Origin of the sequence: Simiduia curdlanivorans, from assembly GCF_030409605.1 — a bacterium.
Classification (GTDB): Bacteria; Pseudomonadota; Gammaproteobacteria; order Pseudomonadales; family Cellvibrionaceae; genus Simiduia; species Simiduia curdlanivorans.
In genome coordinates this window covers 1,350,001-1,370,112 of sequence record NZ_JAUFQG010000004.1, presented here as the reverse complement: position 1 = coordinate 1,370,112, position 20,112 = coordinate 1,350,001, and the positions used below count along the sequence as shown (strand labels likewise).

The window sequence follows — 20,112 nt, the reverse complement described above, 5'->3', positions numbered from 1 at the left end:
GTCGTTAATACAAATAATGCAACATAAAAAAGCCCCGCATTGCGGGGCTTTTTTATGCTTGTAGCTTGCGGCTTGCGGCTTGCGGCTTGCGGCTTGCGGCTTGCGGCTAATTAAACATTAAACAAAAAATGCAACACATCACCATCTTTAACCACATATTCCTTACCTTCCTTGCGCGACTTACCCGCATTTTTCGCGCCCTGCTCGCCCTTGTATTCAACAAAGTCGTCATAGGCTATGGTCTCGGCGCGGATGAAACCTTTTTCAAAATCCGTGTGGATAACACCTGCCGCTTGCGGTGCCGTTGCGCCAATTTTAATGGTCCAGGCGCGCACTTCTTTCACTCCGGCAGTGAAGTAAGTCTGCAATCCTAAGAGCTGGTAGCCAGCGCGAATAACGCGGTTTAAACCAGGCTCTTCCATACCCATTTCAGCCAGAAACTCAGCCTTATCTTCGCCATCTAACTCGGCGATATCGGCCTCTAGCTTGTTGCAAATTGGCACAACCACAGACTTTTCTTCGGCTGCGATTTTAGTCACCACGTCTAAATGTGGGTTATTTTCGAACCCGTCTTCACCCACATTGGCGATATACATGGTGGGCTTAAGCGTTAACAAATTAATTTCTTTCAACAACAGCAACTCGTCTTTATCCAAGCCAAAAGAGCGCAAGGGCTTGGCTTCATTTAAATGCGGCTGAATTTTTTCCAATACGGCCTTCATGGCCATGGCGTGTTTGTCTTGACCTTTTGCGGCCTTGGCATAACGATTTAGCGCCTTATCAACGGCTTCCAAATCAGCCAGCGCCAACTCGGTGTTGATCACTTCGATGTCGGCCGCAGGGTTTACACCGTTAGCCACGTGAATAACGTTGTCGTCGTCAAAGCAGCGCACCACGTGAGCAATGGCATCGGTTTCGCGAATATTGGCGAGAAACTTATTCCCTAGGCCTTCACCTTTTGACGCGCCCGCGACGATACCGGCGATATCGATAAACTCCATGGTGGTGGCTACCACGCGCTCGGGCTTAACTATTTCGGCCAGCTTATCTTGGCGCGGATCGGGCACGGCCACTACGCCAGCATTGGGCTCGATGGTGCAGAACGGAAAGTTTTCTGCACCTATACCCGCATTGGTCAGTGCATTAAACAAGGTGGACTTGCCCACGTTTGGCAAACCTACAATTCCACAATTAAAGCCCATAACTATTTCCTCGAAATCACTTATTTCTTGGTGTGCAATTCGCGCATCGCCGCCTCTATGTCGCCAGCCACGGTGGGCTTTATTTGGCGCAAGGCATCGGCAATGGCATCGTCGATAAGTTGTTGTTCCGCTAACGGTGCACGCTTTAGCACGTAGCCTGAGACCTGACTGGCATGGCCTGGATGGCCAATACCTATTCGCAAGCGCATAAAATTCTTGTTGTTGGCGAGCGAGCTAATCATATCGCGCAAGCCATTGTGACCACCGTGACCGCCGCCCACTTTTAAGCGCGCAATGCCCGGAGCTAAATCTAATTCATCGTGTGCGACTAAAATCGCTTCCGGCTCAATTTTAAAAAATGTCGCCAGCGCGGCCACAGACTGACCACTGCGGTTCATAAAGGTGGTGGGAATGAGTAAACGCACATCTTGGCTGCCAATAATTATTCTGGCGGTTAAACCAAAGACTTTATTGTCGGGCACTAATTGCGCGTTGAATTGACGCGCTAGCTCAAAAACGAAATCGGCCCCTGCATTATGTCGCGTCCGATCGTACTCTTGGCCGGGATTTCCCAGGCCAACAATGAGTTTAATTGGATCGCTCATAATACAGGGGCCATATTCAGGCAGAGAGCCAGACAAGCCGTCAGGCAGCTAGCAAATTACTCTGCGCTAGCTTCGCCTTCAGCTTCGTCAGTGCTGGTGTCATCAGCCGCCATACCGCGTGGCTTGATGATACTAACAACGGGCTGGTCGTGCTCTGCGCCGTGTGACAATTCAATAGACTCAACGCCTTTTGGCAATTTCAGATCAGAGATGTGCAAGCTTTCGCCCAAGCCAAGGTTGGCCACATCAACTTCAATGAACTCCGGCAGATCTTTTGGCAATACGTTGATTTCCAAGTCTGTCATCAAGTGAGAAACGATACCGCCGCCTTGCTTAACGCCCTTCGCCGTTGCTTCGTTAACGAAGTGCAAAGGAACGCGTACGTGCATCTTCTGACCGCGAACAACGCGCTGGAAATCAGCGTGCAGAATTTGCGGCTTAGATGGGTGACGCTGCAGATCCTTCAGGATAACGTCTTCGGCTTTACCGTCGATCACCAAAGAGATGATGTGCGAGTAAAAAGCTTCGTTCTCCAAAGACTTTACTAGGTCTTTGTGGACGAGCTGAACGTTAGCTGGGGCAGTTTTACCACCGTAAACGATACCTGGAACCTTGCCAGCGAGACGACGAAGGCGGCGGCTCGCACCTTTCCCTTCAAGGTCACGCTTTTCAGCGATAATTGTAAATGCATCAGACATTGTAGTGTCCTCAATAATCCATCAGAACCTGCGACCGGTTTTGACAGGGGTTTAAAAAGCCGATGATTCGGCGCTTAACACGGTGCCCGCCGCTTACATGCGGAACATGGCACTCAGTGATTCTTCATTGCTTAAGCGGCGCACCGCCTCAGCTAACATTCTCGATAGGGTCAATTGGCGAATGCGGCTGCACTGGCTGGCCGCTTCGCTCAGGGGAATCGAATCGGTAACCACCAATTCATCCAAAACTGAACCGTCTAAATTTGCGATAGCCTTGCCGGAGAGTACGGCGTGGGTACAGTAGGCCACCACTTTCTTGGCGCCGCGCGCTTTCAACGCCGCGGCTGCACTACACAAGGTGCCGGCCGTGTCGACCATGTCATCGATTAACAAACAGGTGCGGCCATCGACGTCGCCAATCAGATTCATCACTTCGGCCATATTGGCTTTCGGGCGACGCTTGTCGATGATGGCGAGTTCGATATCTAATTGCTTGGCTACCGCGCGAGCGCGCACCACACCGCCAATATCGGGCGATACCACAACTAAATCTTCAAATTTTTGCTGCTCGATATCTTCAATTAATACCGACGAGCCGTAGACGTTATCAACCGGCACATCGAAGAAGCCTTGAATCTGCTCGGCGTGTAGGTCAACGGTCAACACCCGATCGACACCCACCGCAACCATCATATCGGCCACAACTTTTGCCGTAATAGGTACGCGAGCTGAACGCACCCGACGATCTTGACGAGCGTAACCGAAATAGGGAACCACGGCGGTGATGCGACCAGCGGAGGCGCGACGCAAGGCGTCGACCATGACGATCAACTCCATTAAGTTGTCGTTGGTGGGCGCACAAGTAGATTGCACAACAAAAACATCGCAGCCGCGCACGTTTTCGTTCAGCTCTACGGAAATTTCGCCATCGGAGAATTTATTAACACTGGCATCGCCTAAAGGCAGCCCCAATTGATCAACGATTTTTTGCGCCAACGCAGGATTTGCGTTGCCGGTAAAGACCATGAAATTGTTCACGAGGGAGTTACCTTTGCTGCCAGTTAGCTGTCTGTGTCAGATTCTTTTGATCAACTCAAAGTCACTGATGATAGAAGTAAGATGTTTGCGCATGCCTGCGCACGAACACCTTAATACCTGAATATGGCTGGGGCAGAAGGATTCGAACCTTCGCATGACGGGATCAAAACCCGCTGCCTTACCGCTTGGCTATGCCCCAGTAACGTCAACTTCCTGTAACAGATTATGTAAGGGTGATGCGTTTACAGCTTGCGCTACAAACCCTTGCCAACGCTTCGGCAGAATACACAAAACGGCTTGTGCTGCTTCTGCACTGGCGAAGGCGCAATACACACTGGCACCTGTTCCAGTCATCTGAGCTGCACCAAATTGATTAAGCCAATCAATGACTTGGCGCACTTGAGGGTAGAGCGTTGCAACCAACGCTTGGCAGTCATTCTGCCCACCCTGCTCAAGAAAGGCCGCTACTGTAATGTCGGCTGTGTCTCTTGTCAAATCTTTGTTTGAAAATATTGCGGCGGTAGAGACGTGGCAATTTGGCGTGACCACCAGATACCAAAGGCCCGGCATCTGCACTGGCGTCAAGCGCTCGCCGATACCTTCAGCCCATGCCGTTTGGCCCATGATAAACACCGGCACATCGGCACCCAGCTGCAGCCCAACCTCGGCCAAATGGGGCAAACTCAAGCCGGTCGACCAAAGATAATTTAACGCCACCAAGGTGGTCGCCGCGTTCGAGGAGCCACCGCCCAAGCCGCCCCCTAGGGGAATGCGCTTGTCGATGCTAATGGTCGCCCCCTTAGTGCAGCCCGTTGCTTGCTGTAGGGCTCTAGCAGCCTTAACCACGAGGTTGTCGGCCTCGGCCACATCGCGCATGGGTTGCGCCAACGCCACGCGCCCATCGTCAGCGGGGTGGAACTCTAGGAAATCGCCGTAATTGAGCAATTGAAACAAGGTTTGCAGATTATGGTAGCCATCCGGACGGCGGCCGGTGATGTGTAAACACAGGTTTAATTTGGCTGGCGCGGGCCAGCGCAAGGTTGTCATTTGATCTGGCATAACTACTGACTTGCCCCTAGCGTATTTGCCTCTAATTGCCACTGATTAATTACTAAGATTAAGCGCACCCCGAGCGCGGCCGACTCGGCTTTGATTTTGCCCGGCAGCGCCTGCTCGCCCACCCAATGGTACTGACTGTACTGCAGGCTCCAACCGGCCTGTTGCTGGCTGAGCAACAGGCCTTGCTCGTCGCGCTCTAATTGGCGCTCATCGGCGCTCGCCGGTGCGGGCAAGGCGCGCAGCCAATATTTCAACTGCTGCACCGGCAGCTGCCAGCCAAAACGCTGGAACACCAAGCTTTCCGCATCATCTGACTGGTAGCGCTCGCCATCCTGCTCGAGCACTGCGCCCCTTTCCGTGCCCGACATTTTGGCGCTACCCTGCCCCAAGGGGCCCTGTAGGCCTATCACATAATCTTGCTGCTGCTGATGCCAGGTAATGTAGACAGACGCACTTTCGCCAGGTGCCTTAACACCCAGCTTGCCGTTGAAGGACCAGCGCTCAATGTTCATTAATTGTTGCTCGCGCCGATCGAGCTCGGCGTCGGCGGGCACGGGCATATGCTTGCCGGCGCAGGCCTGAAGCAACAAAGCGAAGGCACACACAAAGGCCAAACGACGCCACGAACACAACCACCGGTTTACTTCATTCATCTATTCGGGCGCGCCTAAGCGCTTCATCACCTTGGGAATCAATTCGCTGCTAGGGTTTAGCTCAACGCCCTCGCGCCACACCTTTAACGCCGCCGCTCTATCGCCGGTTACCCAAAGCACTTCACCGAGATGGGCGGCGATTTCTGGGTCTGGGAAAAGGCTAAAAGCCTCCTGCAGGCGCAACAAGGCCTCGGTGTAGTTGCCCATGCGATAGCTAACCCAGCCCAAACTATCGATAATGGCTGCATCATCGGGCTTTAGGCTGTGAGCCTGGACGATCAGCTCGTAGGCCTCATCATAGCGCTCAGTGCGATCGGCTAGGGTGTAACCAAGGGCGTTGAGCGCCATGGCATTGTTGGGCTCGTAGCGAATGACTTTGCGAAAATCCAGCTCAGCCAAATCGAGCATATTGCGCCGCTCATTGATCATGGCCCGGCTGAAAAGCAGCCGCGTGCTGTCGGGCACCTCGGCCAAGCCTTGGGATAGAATCTGCTCGGCGGCATCTAGGTGATCGTATTTGCCATACACCTCAGCCTCTAGCGCAAATAAGCGCTCAACCTGCTGAGGTACGGTTTTACGCACCGCCTGCATCCTCGCATTAGCTGGTTTCAATTCACCCGCGGCCACCAATATTTCCAAGGTCTGCACCAACGCCGGCATGAAATCCGGCCCTAGCTCGACTTTTAAATAGTTGTTTAACGCGTCATTAAAATCGCCCTGCTGCTGGGCAATGCGCGCCAAATAATAGTAGGCCGTCGAGCGGCGCGACTCTATGTCTGTTAGCTGCTCAAACAGCGGCTGCGCCTGCTCAAAGTTTTTTTGCTCAAAGCGAATCAACGCCAGTGACAACAGCAGGTCGGCATCGTGCGGGTTATCTTGCACCAGCACCTCAAACTGATCGGCGGCCTTTACCATATCGGTACCCGCTAGCATGCGCGCGTACTGCAACCGGATGCGGTTGTCGTCTGGGTTGGTATCCACCAATGCCGCCATCTGCCGGATAGCGCCCACCTGATCGCCCTGCTGAAAGCGGATGCGCGCTTGCAGCGCCTGTGCTTGGAAGTGCTCGGGGTCTAGCTTTACCGCTTTTTTAACCGCGCCGGTCGCCTCATCCATCAAACCTTGCTGCTGATAAGCAAGCGCCAGCGCCATCCACAACTCCACTGCTTCGGGATATTGTGGCTTAAGCGCCTCGAGGCCTTCAATCAACTGCTCGCGCTCGATATCCGTACCTTTGCTGGCGTAGGCGGCCACTGTCTGCAGCAGCATGGGGTTGCCCTGCGCCGCCAAGTAGTCTGCATGAGTAAAGGCTTCAGACAAGCGCCCAGCCTCCGATAACTCCGACGCTGCAAGCACGCGAGCCTCATTATTTGTCGGCTCAACCTCAACCCACAGCACGGACATTTCCAGCGCCGCCGAGCGGTTCTCGAGGAAGCGTGCAATCCGCGTGGCTCGCGCAATAACGCCCGGGTCTCGGGTCTTATGGGCCTGCTGTACATAGTTACCCAAAGCAATGTCGAAGCGCTCGCGGCTGCCCGCCATCTCGGCCACCAAGAGTGCGTAGAAGGTATCCGGCTCGAAGGCGCGCTCGATAGGCGCTACCGCTTCGGGCTCGACCAGCTCGGCACTTAGCTCAACCGATTCCTGCTCAGCATCAACCGCGGCGGGCGGGCCGTCAAAGCTAGCGCAGCCAGCTAGTGCAGCAAAAAGTATGGCAACAATGAATAAGCGTGTGTTAAACGTCATAAATCTCCGTTCCAGGGCGCAAGTGGGCGCCACGGCTAAAACCGATAATGAGCCAATAGCAGCAGATTACCACGCTCCGGCGAGCAGGTAATAGCCCGCCCTTTTAATTCAAACCGACGGCAAATAACCTTCGCACTTGTCAGCAGCCTCCGCAAACAGGACAATTGGCGGTCTTTTTACCTAAATAGTTAATTCTGTAACCCCATGACCTTCCAGGCCTTAGGCATCAATCACCACACGGCACCTCTAGCACTGCGCGAGCGGGTGGCCTTTGCGCCGGAAAAGGTGGCCTCTGCCCTGCAGGAAGCCAAGTCGCAACTCGGGTTAAAAGAGCTCGCCATACTATCGACCTGCAACCGAACAGAATTGTATTTTCACGGCGAGATTGAGACCTTTAAAGTACTGCAATGGTTCAGTGAGCACCACCATATTAATGTGGATGAACTATCGCCCTACCATTACTTGCACGCCGGGGATGGCGCCATCAATCACATGATGCAAGTCGCCTGCGGCCTCAACTCGTTAATTTTAGGTGAACCACAAATATTGGGGCAGATGAAATCCGCCTATGCCGTGGCGTGCGAAGCCGGCACTGTGGCAAGCCAGTTACACATCGCCTTTCAACACGTCTTTAGTATCGCGAAAAAAGTCCGCACCGATACCGCCATTGGCGAAAATCCCGTCTCGGTGGCCTATGCTGCGGTCAGCTTAGCGCAACAAATTTTCGCCGATCTGGCCGAACAATCGGCGCTGCTTATCGGTGCGGGTGAGATGATCGAACTGGTAGCGCGGCATTTAACCGAGCAAGGGGTAAAGAAAATCACCGTCGCCAACAGAACCCTTTCGCGCGCAGCCGATTTAGCCGAGCGCTTTGGCGCCAAACCTATTTTGCTCTCAGACATACCAGCGGAACTGCACAAAGCGGACATCGTCATCTCCTCCACGGCCAGCCAGCTACCTATATTGGGCAAAGGCTCGGTGGAAGACGCATTGCGAAAGCGTAAACACAAGCCCATGTTCATGGTGGATATCGCGGTACCGAGAGATATCGAACCACAAGTTGCCGAGCTCGACGATGTGTTTTTATTTAGCGTTGACGACCTGACAGAAGTGATAGACGTCAATCGAAAATCGCGCGAAGACGCCGCCATGGCGGCGAGAGAAATTATCAACCAAGGCGTACTGAATTTCAGTCGCCAACAAAACGCCCAAGGTGCGAATTTCACTATCAAAGCGCTGCGAGAACAAACCGAAATAAAAAAACATGCCGAATTAAAAAAGGCCTTAAATGCCCTGCAAGGCGGGGCAAACCCAGAGCAGGTTTTGACCCAGCTAGCCAATGGCTTAACCAATAAATTTTTACATCAACCAACCACAGCCTTACGCGAAGCAAGTGCCGACGGTCGCGACGATATTTTAGTGATGGCTAATCATTTGTTTGCCTTAGACGCAAACAAACCGGAGTAAGTAGATTTCAATGAAAGACTCTATTCGTTTTAAGCTCGAATCACTCGACGAGCGCTATGAAGAAGTTTCAGCCCTGCTGTCTGATGCGGACATTATTTCGGATCAGAATAAGTTTCGCGAATTATCCAAAGAATACGCCGAGCTTGAACCTGTGGTGCAGTGTTTTCGCCGCTACCTAAGTCTCGAGCAAGACATCGAAGAAGCCAAAGAGCTGTTAAAAGACCCAGACCCAGAAATGCGCGAGATGGCGCAGATGTCTTGGGATGAGGCGCGGGAAAAAGAAGAGCCCTTAACCGCTGAACTGCAACTATTACTGCTGCCAAAAGATCCCAACGACCACAAGAACATTTTCTTGGAAATTCGCGCCGGCACCGGCGGCGACGAGGCCGCGATATTCTCCGGCGATCTGTTTCGCATGTACAGCAAATACGCGGAAACCCGTGGCTGGCGCATCGAAATCATCAGCGAAAACCACGGCGAGCACGGCGGCTACAAAGAAATTATTACCCGCGTTGTGGGCCAGGGTGTGTACTCGCAAATGAAATTCGAATCGGGCGCGCACCGGGTTCAACGGGTGCCGGAAACGGAGTCTCAAGGCCGCATTCACACCTCCGCCTGCACCGTCGCGGTAATGCCTGAAGCCGATGAAATGGAAGAAGTAAATATTAACAAGGCGGACATTCGGGTCGACACCTTTCGCTCCTCCGGCGCCGGCGGCCAGCACGTTAATAAAACCGACTCAGCTATTCGTATCGTTCATATTCCAACGGGTATCGTGGTGGAGTGCCAAGACGAGCGCTCACAACATAAAAACCGCGCCCGCGCCATGTCGCTGTTAGCAGCAAAACTAAACTCGGCCCAGGAAGATAAGGCCGCGCAGGAAATGGCCGATGAACGCCGCTCACTCGTAGGCACTGGCGACAGATCTGAGCGCATTCGCACCTACAATTACCCGCAGGGGCGAGTCACCGACCACCGCATCAATTTAACCCTGTATAAATTAAATGAAGTTATGGAAGGTAAGCTGGACGAAGTGATTCAGCCGCTGGTGCACGAATACCAGGCCGATCAGCTGGCGGCGCTTGCCGGCGACAGTTAATGCCGACAATTAAAGCTGCACTTTCTCAGGCATCCGCTATCGCCAGCGATAGCGCGCGGCTCGATGCCGAACTGCTGCTTTGTCACGCCCTGGGCAAACCGCGCACCTATTTGTACACCTGGCCGGAAGCACAACTTTCCGACCAGCAGGCGTCAAATTTCAACGAACTTCTCAGCCGACGCAAATTCGGCGAGCCCATTGCACACATTCTTGGCTATCGTGAATTTTGGTCGCTACCGCTGAAAGTGAATGCCTCCACACTCATCCCTAGGCCCGCGACTGAAGCGCTGATCGAATGGGTGCTAACGCAGCCTTTTCCATCAGACTGCGAGCTGCTCGATCTCGGTACTGGCACGGGTGCAATAGCCCTGGCACTTGGCTCCGAAAAACCACAATGGCAAATTACCGGATTGGATTTATCCACCGACGCCGTTGCGCTGGCTCAGGAAAATGCTCAATCACTGCAGATAGCCAACTGTCAATTCGCGACCAGCGATTGGTTTAGTGCGATTCAAGATCAGCACTACGACCTTATTATTTCCAACCCGCCCTATATCGACGCACAAGATCCACACCTACAGCAAGGCGACGTCCGCTTTGAGCCGCTATCGGCACTTGTGGCCGAGGAAAATGGCTTAGCTGACCTGCGACGCATCATTAATAACGCGATAAACTACTTAAAAGTCGATGCCACACTGGTTCTAGAACACGGCTACCAGCAAGCAAACGAGGTGCGCCATATGCTGCTGGCAGCGGGATTTTCACAGGTAAGCAGCGGCATAGACCTAGACGGACATGAACGCTTTTCTTTCGGCCGCTGGCGAGAATCCCAACATGAAAGATGATCAACTGCTGCGCTATAGCCGGCATATTTTGTTAGATGATATCGATGTTACAGGCCAACAGGCGCTATTAGATGCGACAGTTCTGGTCATCGGTGTGGGAGGGCTTGGCAGCCCAGTTGCGCTCTATCTCGCCGCCAGCGGCGTGGGGCATTTGATCCTGTGCGATGACGATAAGGTTGAGCTGAGCAACTTGCAGCGGCAAGTCATCCACACCACCTCGCGCATCGGCCAACAGAAAGCCACCTCGGCCGAAACCAGCCTTAAAGACTTAAACCCCGATTGCAGGCTTACGTTGATGCACTCGCGGTTAGCTGGTGAGCAACTCGACCAAGCAGTGCAAGCTGCGGATGTCGTGGTGGATTGCAGCGATAATTTTGACACCCGCTTTGCGCTCAACCAAGCCTGCAAGACATTTCGCAAGCCACTGGTTTCGGGCGCCGCCATTCAGTGGGAGGGGCAGGTCAGCGTGTTTGACCATAGGGACGCATCCAGCGCTTGTTACCGCTGCCTCTACGGCCCCGGTGCCAATAATTTATCTTGCTCCGAGTCTGGCGTAGTCGCGCCGCTGGTGGGTATTATTGGTACGGTGCAAGCGCTGGAGGCAGTGAAATTTATTACCTCGGCGGGCGCCAGCCTCACCAATCGCCTGCTTTTGCTAGACGGCAAAGTCATGCGCTGGCAGGAAATTCGACTACAAAAAGACCCCAGCTGCCCTTGCTGTGGAATTTAGTTGTAAAAGAAGACACAATACATTCTCCATTACGATCATCTAGGGAAGGAAACGTGACTCATACCTATAATATTTTACTCACCGGCCAGTTTAACGAAGGCACTGATGCCAAGCAGGCCATTGCCGCCTTTGCAGCAGCCTCTGGCATTAGCGTTGAAAAAGCGCAGGCACTGTTTACCAACGCGCCTAGCGTTATCAAAAAGAATGTCGATGAAACCACGGCAAAGAATTACCAAGCCAAACTCAGTTCTCTTGGGATTCAAACCGAGTTAGAGGCCGTTGCTACTGAGAGCAGCGCCGAGGCAACCCCTGCAGCAAAATCAACCTCAGCCCAGAAACAAACTATTCACTTTAGTTTTAGTGGTAAAGGCTACGAATACTTTAAAATTTGGATCGTTAACATCCTGCTCGTGATTGTTACCCTCGGCCTCTATTCGCCCTGGGCTAAAGTCAGAAACACTCAATATTTTTATGGTAACACCACACTCAACGGCGCCAGTTTTGCGTTTACCGCCGACCCAGTAAAAATGCTTATCGGCCGTTTAATCGCGCTCGGCATTTTCATTCTCATTGCGGCGCTGCAATATTATTCGCCACTCACCAGTCTTTTAGTAACGCTGCCTTTAATTTTTGTATTTCCTTGGGTGCTAAATAAATCGCTGGCTTTCTATGCCCGAAACACCACCTATCGCAACATTCGCTTCCGCTTCACCGGCACTTACTGGCCAGCATTCAAAACATTTTTCCTATGGCCTATAGCGGCCACGTTTACCTTTATGCTGCTCATGCCCATCGCCATCCAGCGCCAGCAAGCTTACATCGCCAACCACCACAATTACGGCAATAAAAGCTTTACCTTCAGCGGAAAGATTGGCGACTTCTACAAGATATTTTTGATTGCCATCGCCTGTGTGGTCGTTGGTGCCATCGCCGGCGCCGTCGTAGGCTTTATATTCCCTCCGTTGATGGCACTGGGTATCGCCGCCGGATACATCTGCTCAATCATCTATTTTGTTGTGGCCATTAATAATCTTTTCTTTAATAAACTGAACCTTGCCGATCACGACTTTAAGGCCAACTTTGACTACAAAGACTACGGTTTAATCATGATTGGCAACTTCATCTTGACCATTATCACCCTCGGCCTTTACATTCCTTGGGCGAAGGTAAAGCTGGCTAATTACGCCGCCCAGCACACCTCTATAGACGTCAATGGCGATCTCGATAAGTTCATTGCCGTAAGTCAGGAAGACCCCTCAGCCTTCGGCGAAGAGTTTGGCGATGTATTTGATATGAACGTCGGGTTCTAACTTGTGGGTTTTCACCTTACAGGCCTGTGGCAGGACGGCGCGAGCAGCGCCAGCCTGCCCGCACAACTTACCGGCAACAGCGAGCTACTGACGTTAACCGTCCAAGGGCAACCGAGTAAAAACTTGTCGCGCGCCGGCGTTAAAGTGTCGCCCAAACTTGGGCGAACACCACGCTATATTCAATTCGCAGAACTGTCTGGGCAACTGGAAACCAGTGCGCACGAGCAGCTCGAGTTGTTATTAAGCCAACATAAAAAGTCCTGGTCCGATTACATCCATCAACTCGAACACAGCTTGCTGATGGTACTCATGGCGACGCTAATCACCGTGGGATTAGGTGTGAGTTATTTCCTTTGGGGCATTCCTGCGGTAGCCGACCTTGTAGCTGACAAGCTACCTGAATCCTTGCTGCAAGAAGCCTCAGATGAAACGCTAATGATTTTAAACAAGCGTTACTTCAGTGAATCGCAACTGGATGAAGCACAGCAGGCGTCCTTTCGAGACAGTATTAGCAAAGCAGCTCCCGATTACGACTTAACCAAGCTGCACATTGTTAATGGCGGCGACATGGGCGCCAATGCCCTAGCGCTACCCGACGGCACCATAGTCTTTACCGATCAGCTGATTCTTTTAGCCGATGGTAATGAAGCCCAGTTACTCGGTGTTTTCGGTCATGAATTAGGTCATATCGTACACAAGCACTCGCTGCGTCAGATACTGCAGAACTCGGCCATTTCACTCACCATTGCATTAATAGGTGGCGACACCAGCGCCCTAGGCGACATAGTGCTGACCTTGCCTATCGTATTCTCGCAGCTCGCTTTTTCCAGAGATTTTGAGCTGGAAGCCGACAGCTACGGCGTGCAGTTTTTAATCGAGCGCGGCTATGACAAGCAAGCTTTTGCCGACATGCTGACCAAACTATACAACAGCCATTGCGATGCCCCCACCGACGCTGGCGACGTTACAAGCGCGGACAGCCAAGCAGATGCGAATGAGCAAGCAAGCTCTGATGAAGAGACAAGCTCTGATGGGGAAGACAGCTGTGCAGACAGGGATACCTGGCTCAAATACCTAAGCACACACCCGCATTTAGATGCGCGCATCCAGAGAGTCTCGGAGGCAAGTCACTAGCACTAAACCCTGTTCTGCGTTTAACATCTGGGCATAGTCGGACGATCAGGATCTGTTATGCCCCTCTCCCGCGCTTTTTTGCCCCTCGTTTTTGCTTTACTTGTCTGGTCGCCCACAGCGCTATCGAACAGTGAGGCCTTCGGGCCTCACATACGGGTTGAGCTTTTATCTGAACACCGCCAACTGCGATCAGGCGCCGAACACTGGTTTGGCATTGTGTTCGAACCAGACCCACATTGGCACACTTACTGGCTCAACCCAGGCGACTCAGGAGAACCGCCGGTCTTAAATATTACTCTGAATGGCGGCGCCGTTGCCGGTGAGCTTGTTTGGGAGATACCGAAAGTCATTCCCGTTGCGCATTTAATTAATTATGGTTACGAGCGCAGCCTGCTCATGTTTCCGGTGCAGTTACCCGCCCAATTTACCGGCACACTGGATGTTGAAGTCGAGCTGAGCTGGCTGGTGTGCAAGGAAGACTGCATTCCCGGCAACGCCAGATTGACCTTAAATCTGCCGGTATACGAGCAAGCGCCCATTCTCAATAATCTAGATACGACCGAAGAGTTTGCTAGAGCCAGAGCCAATCAATATTCCCAGCAAGATTTAGCCGCGGCGGTGGAAATTACCAAGGAGTCGATCGCGCTTGCCGTGCCCAGAGAGCTAACCAGTAACTGGACTTTACTGCCCTTTGCCGGCGACTGGATCAGCCATAACACAACGCCAGTCTTTGCCCTCGATTCGGCGCAGACCTTAATCAGTTTTGAAAAGAGCCAGCACTTTTGGCAGGCACCTGAAGCCATGCAATGGCTCGCGATAGGTCCAGAGGGCTCAGAGGCATTCAGCTTTACCGCTACCAGCCAAGGGCAGGTTCAAACCCAGGCTACTGGCATCTTGATCCTAATGCTGATGGCTTTCGCCGGTGGCTTGCTGCTCAATCTCATGCCTTGTGTTCTGCCGGTCTTGACCATCAAGGCCATGTCTTTAGCGCAGGCTACAGATGGCGGCCAGCGTCGCCAAGGTGATGCCTATGCCGCGGGCGTGATCCTTAGCTTTATGGGTTTTGCTGGCATCATCGAGCTTGCCAAGCTATCTGGTCAACACTTGGGCTGGGGCTTTCAAATGCAATCCGCGGGTTTTGTATCCTTCCTGGCGCTACTATTTTTCGCCCTCGGCTTGATGCTCTCAGACGCCATTCAATTTGGCGGCAACCTGCAGAACATAGGCAACAATCGGCTTAGCCGTCTGGGCGGTAAATCGGCAAGTTTCATGACCGGCTGCCTTGCTGTGCTGGTAGCAACCCCCTGTACCGCGCCTTTTATGGCCGGCGCTTTGGGCTATGCTCTGCAGTCCAGCGCTCTAGAAACCTTCCTTATTTTTATCGCCTTAGCCATCGGTTTTGCTCTGCCGCTATGGCTCGTGCACCTGCTGCCCGCTAGTGCTCGACTACTGCCAAAACCCGGCGCTTGGATGCTGCACTTGAAGCACTTATTGGCATTTCCGCTGCTCGGCACAGCCATCTGGCTGGGCTGGGTAGTGGCAGGCATTTCTGGCGCAAACGCTTTGGCTGTGTTGTTAATGCTGTGTCTAGCGCTAGCCTTTTGCGCCTACCTGAGCCGCCTAGCGTCTAAACCGCTAGCGCTCATCGGTGCCAGCTTAATTGCCGCTCTGATCTTGCTAGGTGGCAACCTCGTTCCGCAGAGCCATGATCGCAACCTATCACCGGACTTTTCATTAGCTGATGTCGCACAGCTTCGAGCGGACAACCAAAATGTTTTCGTCAATGTCACCGCAGACTGGTGCATCACCTGTAAAGTGAATGAACAAGTTACCTTCGACACCGACAAAGTTAAACAAGCCTTGAGCCGATTAAATGTATCTTACGTAACTTTGGATTGGACCCGAAAAGACGACGACATTCTTAAGTATCTAGAATCTTTTGATCGCAGCGGTGTTCCGCTCTACGTCTACTATCCAGCAGATGGAGCGCCGCAAACATTGCCACAAGTTTTAACGCCAGATCTTCTTATCAGCTACCTTGAAGGAGAAACACCATGATTACCCGTATCGCTATTTTATTGGGCGCCTTATTCGCAACCAGCTTGGCTTCAGCGCGCGTCGCTGTAAACGAACCAGCACCCGACTTCACCCTCACCTCGAGCACCAGCGAAACCATTAGCCTCAGCCAATACAAAGGTAAAATGGTGATTCTCGAATGGACCAATCATCTATGCCCCTACGTTCAAAAACATTACGACAGCGGTAATATGCAAAAGCTACAAAAGCAATATACCGATGAAGGTGTTGTTTGGTTATCAATCATTTCTTCGGCCACAGGGAAACAGGGCTACGTAACAGCAGCAGAAGCAAACTCACTGACAGAGAACCGAAACGCATCACCTAACTATGTTTTATTCGATACCGACGGCAAAGTCGGAAAAGCCTACGGCGCGCAAACCACACCGCATATGTATGTGATCGATAAGGATGGCGTTTTACGTTACCAAGGCGCCATCGACAGTATCAAGTCAGCAAACCAAGCAGACATAGTAAAAGCAGAGAATTATTTAACCTCAGCCATGCAATCTCTCGCGAAAGGCGAAGTAGTAAAACGCCCAGTGACAGCGCCTTATGGGTGTTCGGTGAAATATGAGTAAGAGCGAGGGTTGAGTTGACAGGGTACAGTTAACAGGAAGGGCGGGAAGGCAAACGGAGAGCTGCAAGCCGGATGGCCGCCCCCTGCAAGCTGCAAGCTGCAAGCTGGGTGGCCGGCCCCTGCTAGCCAAAATTGTGCGTTTGCTAACACCCAATCACAAATAAAAAAGCCCAACCGAGCAATCGATTGGGCTTTTTGTGGATCTTCTTTTAACAGCAAGCGGCACGGCCGCAATGCGCTATTTTCGTTACAAAGCAGCTAGTGGCAAGCTCTTACATGGGGCTAGTCTGCGCATTGTGGTTGCGACCAGCAACCTACGCAGAATAGCGCGGCCAGTGATACGGGGCGGAGGGGCGGCCACCCGCCATCCGTCGGTTCAGTTGGTCGGCATTCATTCCGGCTGCGACTTAACGAAGTTCGGCACGGCCATCCGCTTACTTACGCTCAATCTTCGCAAACTGGACGTCATCAAGTACGAGTATAACTCGCTATTCGCACGCTCTCACATGGGGGCTCCGCGATGCGCTTAGGTTGCGATCAGCAACCTGCATCGCGGAGCGCCGGCAAGCTACGCTTGTCGGCCGGACCGCGTGAGCGGCCCCACAAATAAAGAGAGGGTGGTGCGGCACTCCGACTTGCCCCATGCGAGCGTAGGATATTGGCAAGCACCTCAGTGGTATGTGGGCCACATAAAAAAATACCCCGAACCATTGCTGATTCGGGGTATTTTAATTTAGATGCTTGACAATGTCCTACTCTCACATGGGGAAACCCCACACTACCATCGGCGCTAATTCGTTTCACTACTGAGTTCGGGATGGGATCAGGTGGTTCCAAATCGCTATGGTCGTCAAGCAAACTGGTATGGATCGCTGTGTCTTATGTCACTTTCAATAAGCAACGGCATGCGTTATCCAAATAGGGCGGTAAATGTGCTCTGTTGTCTTTCGATAACAAAGTCGTCGTAATAATTCTGTAGATGCTGAGTCTCGCCTTACATAAATCTGATTAACTTGTTGTGTGATCTCTCACGCAATACTTCAGATCGTTCTCAAATCATTTTCTATTTCTAAAAAGTACAACGTCAACACAATCGTTTCTGTTATATGGTCAAGCCTCACGAGCAATTAGTATTGGTTAGCTCAACGCCTCACAGCGCTTCCACACCCAACCTATCAACGTCGTAGTCTTCAACGGCTCTTTAGGGGACTTAAAGTCCCAGGGAGATCTAATCTTGAAGGAGGCTTCCCGCTTAGATGCTTTCAGCGGTTATCCCGTCCGAACGTAGCTACCGGGCAATGCCATTGGCATGACAACCCGAACACCAGAGGTTCGTTCATTCCGGTCCTCTCGTACTAGGAACAACTCTTCTCAAATCTCCAACGCCCACGGCAGATAGGGACCGAACTGTCTCACGACGTTCTAAACCCAGCTCGCGTACCACTTTAAATGGCGAACAGCCATACCCTTGGGACCGGCTTCAGCCCCAGGATGTGATGAGCCGACATCGAGGTGCCAAACACCGCCGTCGATGTGAACTCTTGGGCGGTATCAGCCTGTTATCCCCGGAGTACCTTTTATCCGTTGAGCGATGGCCCTTCCATACAGAACCACCGGATCACTATGACCTACTTTCGTACCTGCTCGACGTGTCAGTCTCGCAGTCAAGCTGGCTTGTGCCATTACACTAACCTCCTGATTTCCGACCAGGATTAGCCAACCTTCGTGCTCCTCCGTTACTCTTTGGGAGGAGACCGCCCCAGTCAAACTGCCCACCATGCACTGTCCGCAATCCCGATAAGGGACCTACGTTAGAACCTCAAACATACCAGGGTGGTATTTCAAGGACGGCTCCATCGAAACTAGCGTCTCGACTTCAAAGCCTCCCACCTATCCTACACAAATAGGTTCAAAGTTCAGTGCAAAGCTACAGTAAAGGTTCACGGGGTCTTTCCGTCTAGCCGCGGGTACACTGCATCTTAACAGCGATTTCAATTTCACTGAGTCTCGGGTGGAGACAGCTCCGCCATCATTACGCCATTCGTGCAGGTCGGAACTTACCCGACAAGGAATTTCGCTACCTTAGGACCGTTATAGTTACGGCCGCCGTTTACTGGGGCTTCGATCAAGAGCTTCGCTTACGCTAACCCCATCAATTAACCTTCCAGCACCGGGCAGGCGTCACACCCTATACGTCCACTTACGTGTTTGCAGAGTGCTGTGTTTTTAATAAACAGTTGCAGCGGACTGGTTACTTCGACCACCGACAGCTTACGGAGTAAATCCTTCACCGTCAGTGGCGTACCTTCTCCCGAAGTTACGGTACTATTTTGCCTAGTTCCTTCACCCGAGTTCTCTCAAGCGCCTTGGTATTCTCTACCTGATCACCTGTGTCGGTTTACAGTACGGTTCTTTGTTACCTGAAGCTTAGAAGCTTTTCTTGGAAGCATGGCATCAACCACTTCGCTCAATAAATTGAGCTCGTCATCAGTTCTCAGCCTTAGGGGACCGGATTTGCCTAATCCCCCAGCCTACAACCTTAAACACGGACAACCAACGCCGTGATGGCCTAGCCTTCTCCGTCCCTCCATCGCAGTAACAAAAAGTGTAGGAATATTAACCTACTTCCCATCGACTACGCGTTTCCGCCTCGCCTTAGGGGCCGACTAACCCTGTCCCGATTAACGTTGGACAGGAAACCTTGATCTTCCGGCGGGGGAGTTTTTCACTCCCCTTGTCGTTACTCATGTCAGCATTCGCACTTCTGATACCTCCAGCATGCTTCTCAACACACCTTCAACAGCTTACAGAACGCTCCCCTACCCCACAGACAAAGTCTGTAGCCACAGCTTCGGTTGCTAATTTAGCCCCGTTACATCTTCCGCGCAGGCCGACTCGACTAGTGAGCTATTACGCTTTCTTTAAAGGGTGGCTGCTTCTAAGCCAACCTCCTAGCTGTCTAAGCCTTCCCACATCGTTTCCCACTTAATTAACATTTGGGACCTTAGCTGGTGGTCTGGGTTGTTTCCCTCTTGACAACGGACGTTAGCACCCGCTGTCTGTCTCCCGGATAGTACTCACTGGTATTCGGAGTTTGCATGGGGTTGGTAAGTCGGGATGACCCCCTAGCCCAAACAGTGCTCTACCCCCAGTGGTATTCGTCCGAGGCTCTACCTAAATAGATTTCGGGGAGAACCAGATATCTCCGAGCTTGATTAGCCTTTCACTCCGATCCACAAGTCATCCCCTAATTTTTCAACATTAGTGGGTTCGGTCCTCCAGTTAGTGTTACCCAACCTTCAACCTGCTCATGGATAGATCGCCCGGTTTCGGGTCTATTGCATGCGACTAAAACGCCCTATTAAGACTCGGTTTCCCTACGGCTCCCCTAAACGGTTAACCTTGCCACATACAATAAGTCGCTGACCCATTATACAAAAGGTACGCAGTCACACCACGAAGGTGCTCCTACTGCTTGTACGCATACGGTTTCAGGATCTATTTCACTCCCCTCACAGGGGTTCTTTTCGCCTTTCCCTCACGGTACTGGTTCACTATCGGTCAGATGGGAGTATTTAGCCTTGGAGGATGGTCCCCCCATGTTCAAACAGGATATCACGTGTCCCGTCCTACTCGATTTCACAACAAGTGCCTTTTCGTGTACGGGGCTATCACCCTGTATCGCCCAACTTTCCAGAAGGTTCCACTAAAACACAAGTTGCTTAAGGGCTGGTCCCCGTTCGCTCGCCGCTACTAAGGGAATCTCGGTTGATTTCTTTTCCTCCGGGTACTTAGATGTTTCAGTTCCCCGGGTTCGCTTCGTACAGCTATGTATTCACTGTACGATACTGAGCAAAGCTCAGTGGGTTT

15 protein-coding genes, 1 tRNA gene and 2 rRNA genes (1 of these 18 only partly in view) are annotated in these 20,112 nt (G+C 52.2%); 8 read left to right on the top strand and 10 right to left on the bottom strand.

Annotation, left to right across the window (positions count from 1 at the left end):
- Positions 1–110: 110 nt before the first annotated feature.
- The 8 genes from ychF to QWY82_RS06190 all read right to left on the bottom strand — a co-directional run bounded on the left by ychF (position 111) and on the right by QWY82_RS06190 (position 7,001).
- On the bottom strand, positions 111–1,202 hold the full coding sequence (ychF, locus tag QWY82_RS06225; RefSeq protein ID WP_290260694.1) for a redox-regulated ATPase YchF: 1,092 nt from the start codon (positions 1,200–1,202) through the stop codon (positions 111–113).
- A gap of 20 nt (positions 1,203–1,222) precedes the next feature.
- On the bottom strand, positions 1,223–1,807 hold the full coding sequence (gene pth, locus QWY82_RS06220) for an aminoacyl-tRNA hydrolase (RefSeq protein ID WP_290260693.1): 585 nt from the start codon (positions 1,805–1,807) through the stop codon (positions 1,223–1,225).
- A 56-nt stretch (positions 1,808–1,863) separates the two neighbouring features.
- Positions 1,864–2,505, bottom strand: coding sequence for a 50S ribosomal protein L25/general stress protein Ctc (locus QWY82_RS06215; RefSeq protein ID WP_290260692.1), 642 nt, complete (start codon positions 2,503–2,505; stop codon positions 1,864–1,866).
- A gap of 93 nt (positions 2,506–2,598) precedes the next feature.
- On the bottom strand, positions 2,599–3,531 hold the full coding sequence (locus QWY82_RS06210) for a ribose-phosphate pyrophosphokinase (RefSeq protein WP_290263478.1): 933 nt from the start codon (positions 3,529–3,531) through the stop codon (positions 2,599–2,601).
- A gap of 136 nt (positions 3,532–3,667) precedes the next feature.
- A tRNA-Gln gene (locus tag QWY82_RS06205) sits at positions 3,668–3,742 on the bottom strand.
- Positions 3,733–4,602: a 4-(cytidine 5'-diphospho)-2-C-methyl-D-erythritol kinase gene (ispE, locus tag QWY82_RS06200; RefSeq protein ID WP_290260690.1), complete on the bottom strand. Its 870-nt coding sequence runs from the start codon at positions 4,600–4,602 to the stop codon at positions 3,733–3,735. Before ispE ends, QWY82_RS06205 begins: the two co-directional genes overlap by 10 nt.
- A 2-nt stretch (positions 4,603–4,604) precedes the next feature.
- A complete protein-coding gene (gene lolB / locus QWY82_RS06195) occupies positions 4,605–5,255 on the bottom strand; it encodes a lipoprotein insertase outer membrane protein LolB (protein WP_290260688.1) in 651 nt (216 codons plus the stop codon).
- Positions 5,256–7,001 carry a tetratricopeptide repeat protein gene (locus QWY82_RS06190; RefSeq protein ID WP_290260687.1) on the bottom strand — a complete coding sequence of 582 codons (1,746 nt, stop codon included), beginning with the start codon at positions 6,999–7,001 and terminating at the stop codon, positions 5,256–5,258. It abuts the gene before it with no gap.
- A 204-nt stretch (positions 7,002–7,205) separates the two neighbouring features.
- On the opposite strand from QWY82_RS06190, the gene hemA reads away from it, so the two are divergent.
- Genes hemA through QWY82_RS06150 form a run of 8 tightly spaced genes read left to right on the top strand, consistent with a single transcriptional unit; the run spans position 7,206 to position 16,243 of the window.
- Positions 7,206–8,468, top strand: coding sequence for a glutamyl-tRNA reductase (hemA, locus tag QWY82_RS06185; RefSeq protein WP_290260686.1), 1,263 nt, complete (start codon positions 7,206–7,208; stop codon positions 8,466–8,468).
- 10 nt (positions 8,469–8,478) lie between these two features.
- Positions 8,479–9,567, top strand: a complete 1,089-nt coding sequence (gene prfA / locus QWY82_RS06180; RefSeq protein ID WP_290260685.1) for a peptide chain release factor 1 — start codon at positions 8,479–8,481, stop codon at positions 9,565–9,567.
- On the top strand, positions 9,567–10,412 hold the full coding sequence (prmC, locus tag QWY82_RS06175) for a peptide chain release factor N(5)-glutamine methyltransferase (protein ID WP_290260683.1): 846 nt from the start codon (positions 9,567–9,569) through the stop codon (positions 10,410–10,412). The genes prfA and prmC overlap by 1 nt, the downstream gene beginning before the upstream one ends.
- On the top strand, positions 10,402–11,142 hold the full coding sequence (locus QWY82_RS06170) for a HesA/MoeB/ThiF family protein (RefSeq protein WP_290260681.1): 741 nt from the start codon (positions 10,402–10,404) through the stop codon (positions 11,140–11,142). The genes prmC and QWY82_RS06170 overlap by 11 nt, the downstream gene beginning before the upstream one ends.
- Positions 11,143–11,195: 53 nt before the next feature.
- A complete protein-coding gene (locus QWY82_RS06165; RefSeq protein ID WP_290260680.1) occupies positions 11,196–12,452 on the top strand; it encodes a YjgN family protein in 1,257 nt (418 codons plus the stop codon).
- A 3-nt stretch (positions 12,453–12,455) separates the two neighbouring features.
- Positions 12,456–13,586 (top strand): M48 family metallopeptidase, encoded by a 1,131-nt coding sequence (locus QWY82_RS06160; protein WP_290260679.1) that lies wholly within the window; start codon positions 12,456–12,458, stop codon positions 13,584–13,586.
- Between the two features lie 57 nt (positions 13,587–13,643).
- A complete protein-coding gene (locus tag QWY82_RS06155; RefSeq protein WP_290260678.1) occupies positions 13,644–15,644 on the top strand; it encodes a protein-disulfide reductase DsbD family protein in 2,001 nt (666 codons plus the stop codon).
- Entirely contained in the window at positions 15,641–16,243 is a 603-nt protein-coding gene (locus QWY82_RS06150) for a redoxin family protein (protein WP_290260677.1), read from the top strand. The genes QWY82_RS06155 and QWY82_RS06150 overlap by 4 nt, the downstream gene beginning before the upstream one ends.
- A 738-nt stretch (positions 16,244–16,981) precedes the next feature.
- Here QWY82_RS06150 and rrf read toward each other — a convergent pair.
- A 5S ribosomal RNA gene (gene rrf, locus QWY82_RS06145) occupies positions 16,982–17,097 on the bottom strand.
- A 251-nt stretch (positions 17,098–17,348) separates the two neighbouring features.
- A 23S ribosomal RNA gene (locus tag QWY82_RS06140) occupies positions 17,349–20,112 on the bottom strand (it continues 124 nt past the right edge of the window).

Coding starts and splice junctions, on each gene's coding strand:
- pth (WP_290260693.1), bottom strand. CDS start 1,807: ATGAGCGATCCAATTAAACTCATTGTTGGCCTGGGAAATCCCGGCCAA.
- hemA (WP_290260686.1), top strand. CDS start 7,206: ATGACCTTCCAGGCCTTAGGCATCAATCACCACACGGCACCTCTAGCA.
- QWY82_RS06215 (WP_290260692.1), bottom strand. CDS start 2,505: ATGTCTGATGCATTTACAATTATCGCTGAAAAGCGTGACCTTGAAGGG.
- lolB (WP_290260688.1), bottom strand. CDS start 5,255: ATGAATGAAGTAAACCGGTGGTTGTGTTCGTGGCGTCGTTTGGCCTTT.
- prmC (WP_290260683.1), top strand. CDS start 9,567: ATGCCGACAATTAAAGCTGCACTTTCTCAGGCATCCGCTATCGCCAGC.
- QWY82_RS06155 (WP_290260678.1), top strand. CDS start 13,644: ATGCCCCTCTCCCGCGCTTTTTTGCCCCTCGTTTTTGCTTTACTTGTC.
- ispE (WP_290260690.1), bottom strand. CDS start 4,602: ATGCCAGATCAAATGACAACCTTGCGCTGGCCCGCGCCAGCCAAATTA.
- QWY82_RS06150 (WP_290260677.1), top strand. CDS start 15,641: ATGATTACCCGTATCGCTATTTTATTGGGCGCCTTATTCGCAACCAGC.
- prfA (WP_290260685.1), top strand. CDS start 8,479: ATGAAAGACTCTATTCGTTTTAAGCTCGAATCACTCGACGAGCGCTAT.
- QWY82_RS06210 (WP_290263478.1), bottom strand. CDS start 3,531: ATGGTCTTTACCGGCAACGCAAATCCTGCGTTGGCGCAAAAAATCGTT.
- QWY82_RS06190 (WP_290260687.1), bottom strand. CDS start 7,001: ATGACGTTTAACACACGCTTATTCATTGTTGCCATACTTTTTGCTGCA.
- QWY82_RS06170 (WP_290260681.1), top strand. CDS start 10,402: ATGAAAGATGATCAACTGCTGCGCTATAGCCGGCATATTTTGTTAGAT.
- ychF (WP_290260694.1), bottom strand. CDS start 1,202: ATGGGCTTTAATTGTGGAATTGTAGGTTTGCCAAACGTGGGCAAGTCC.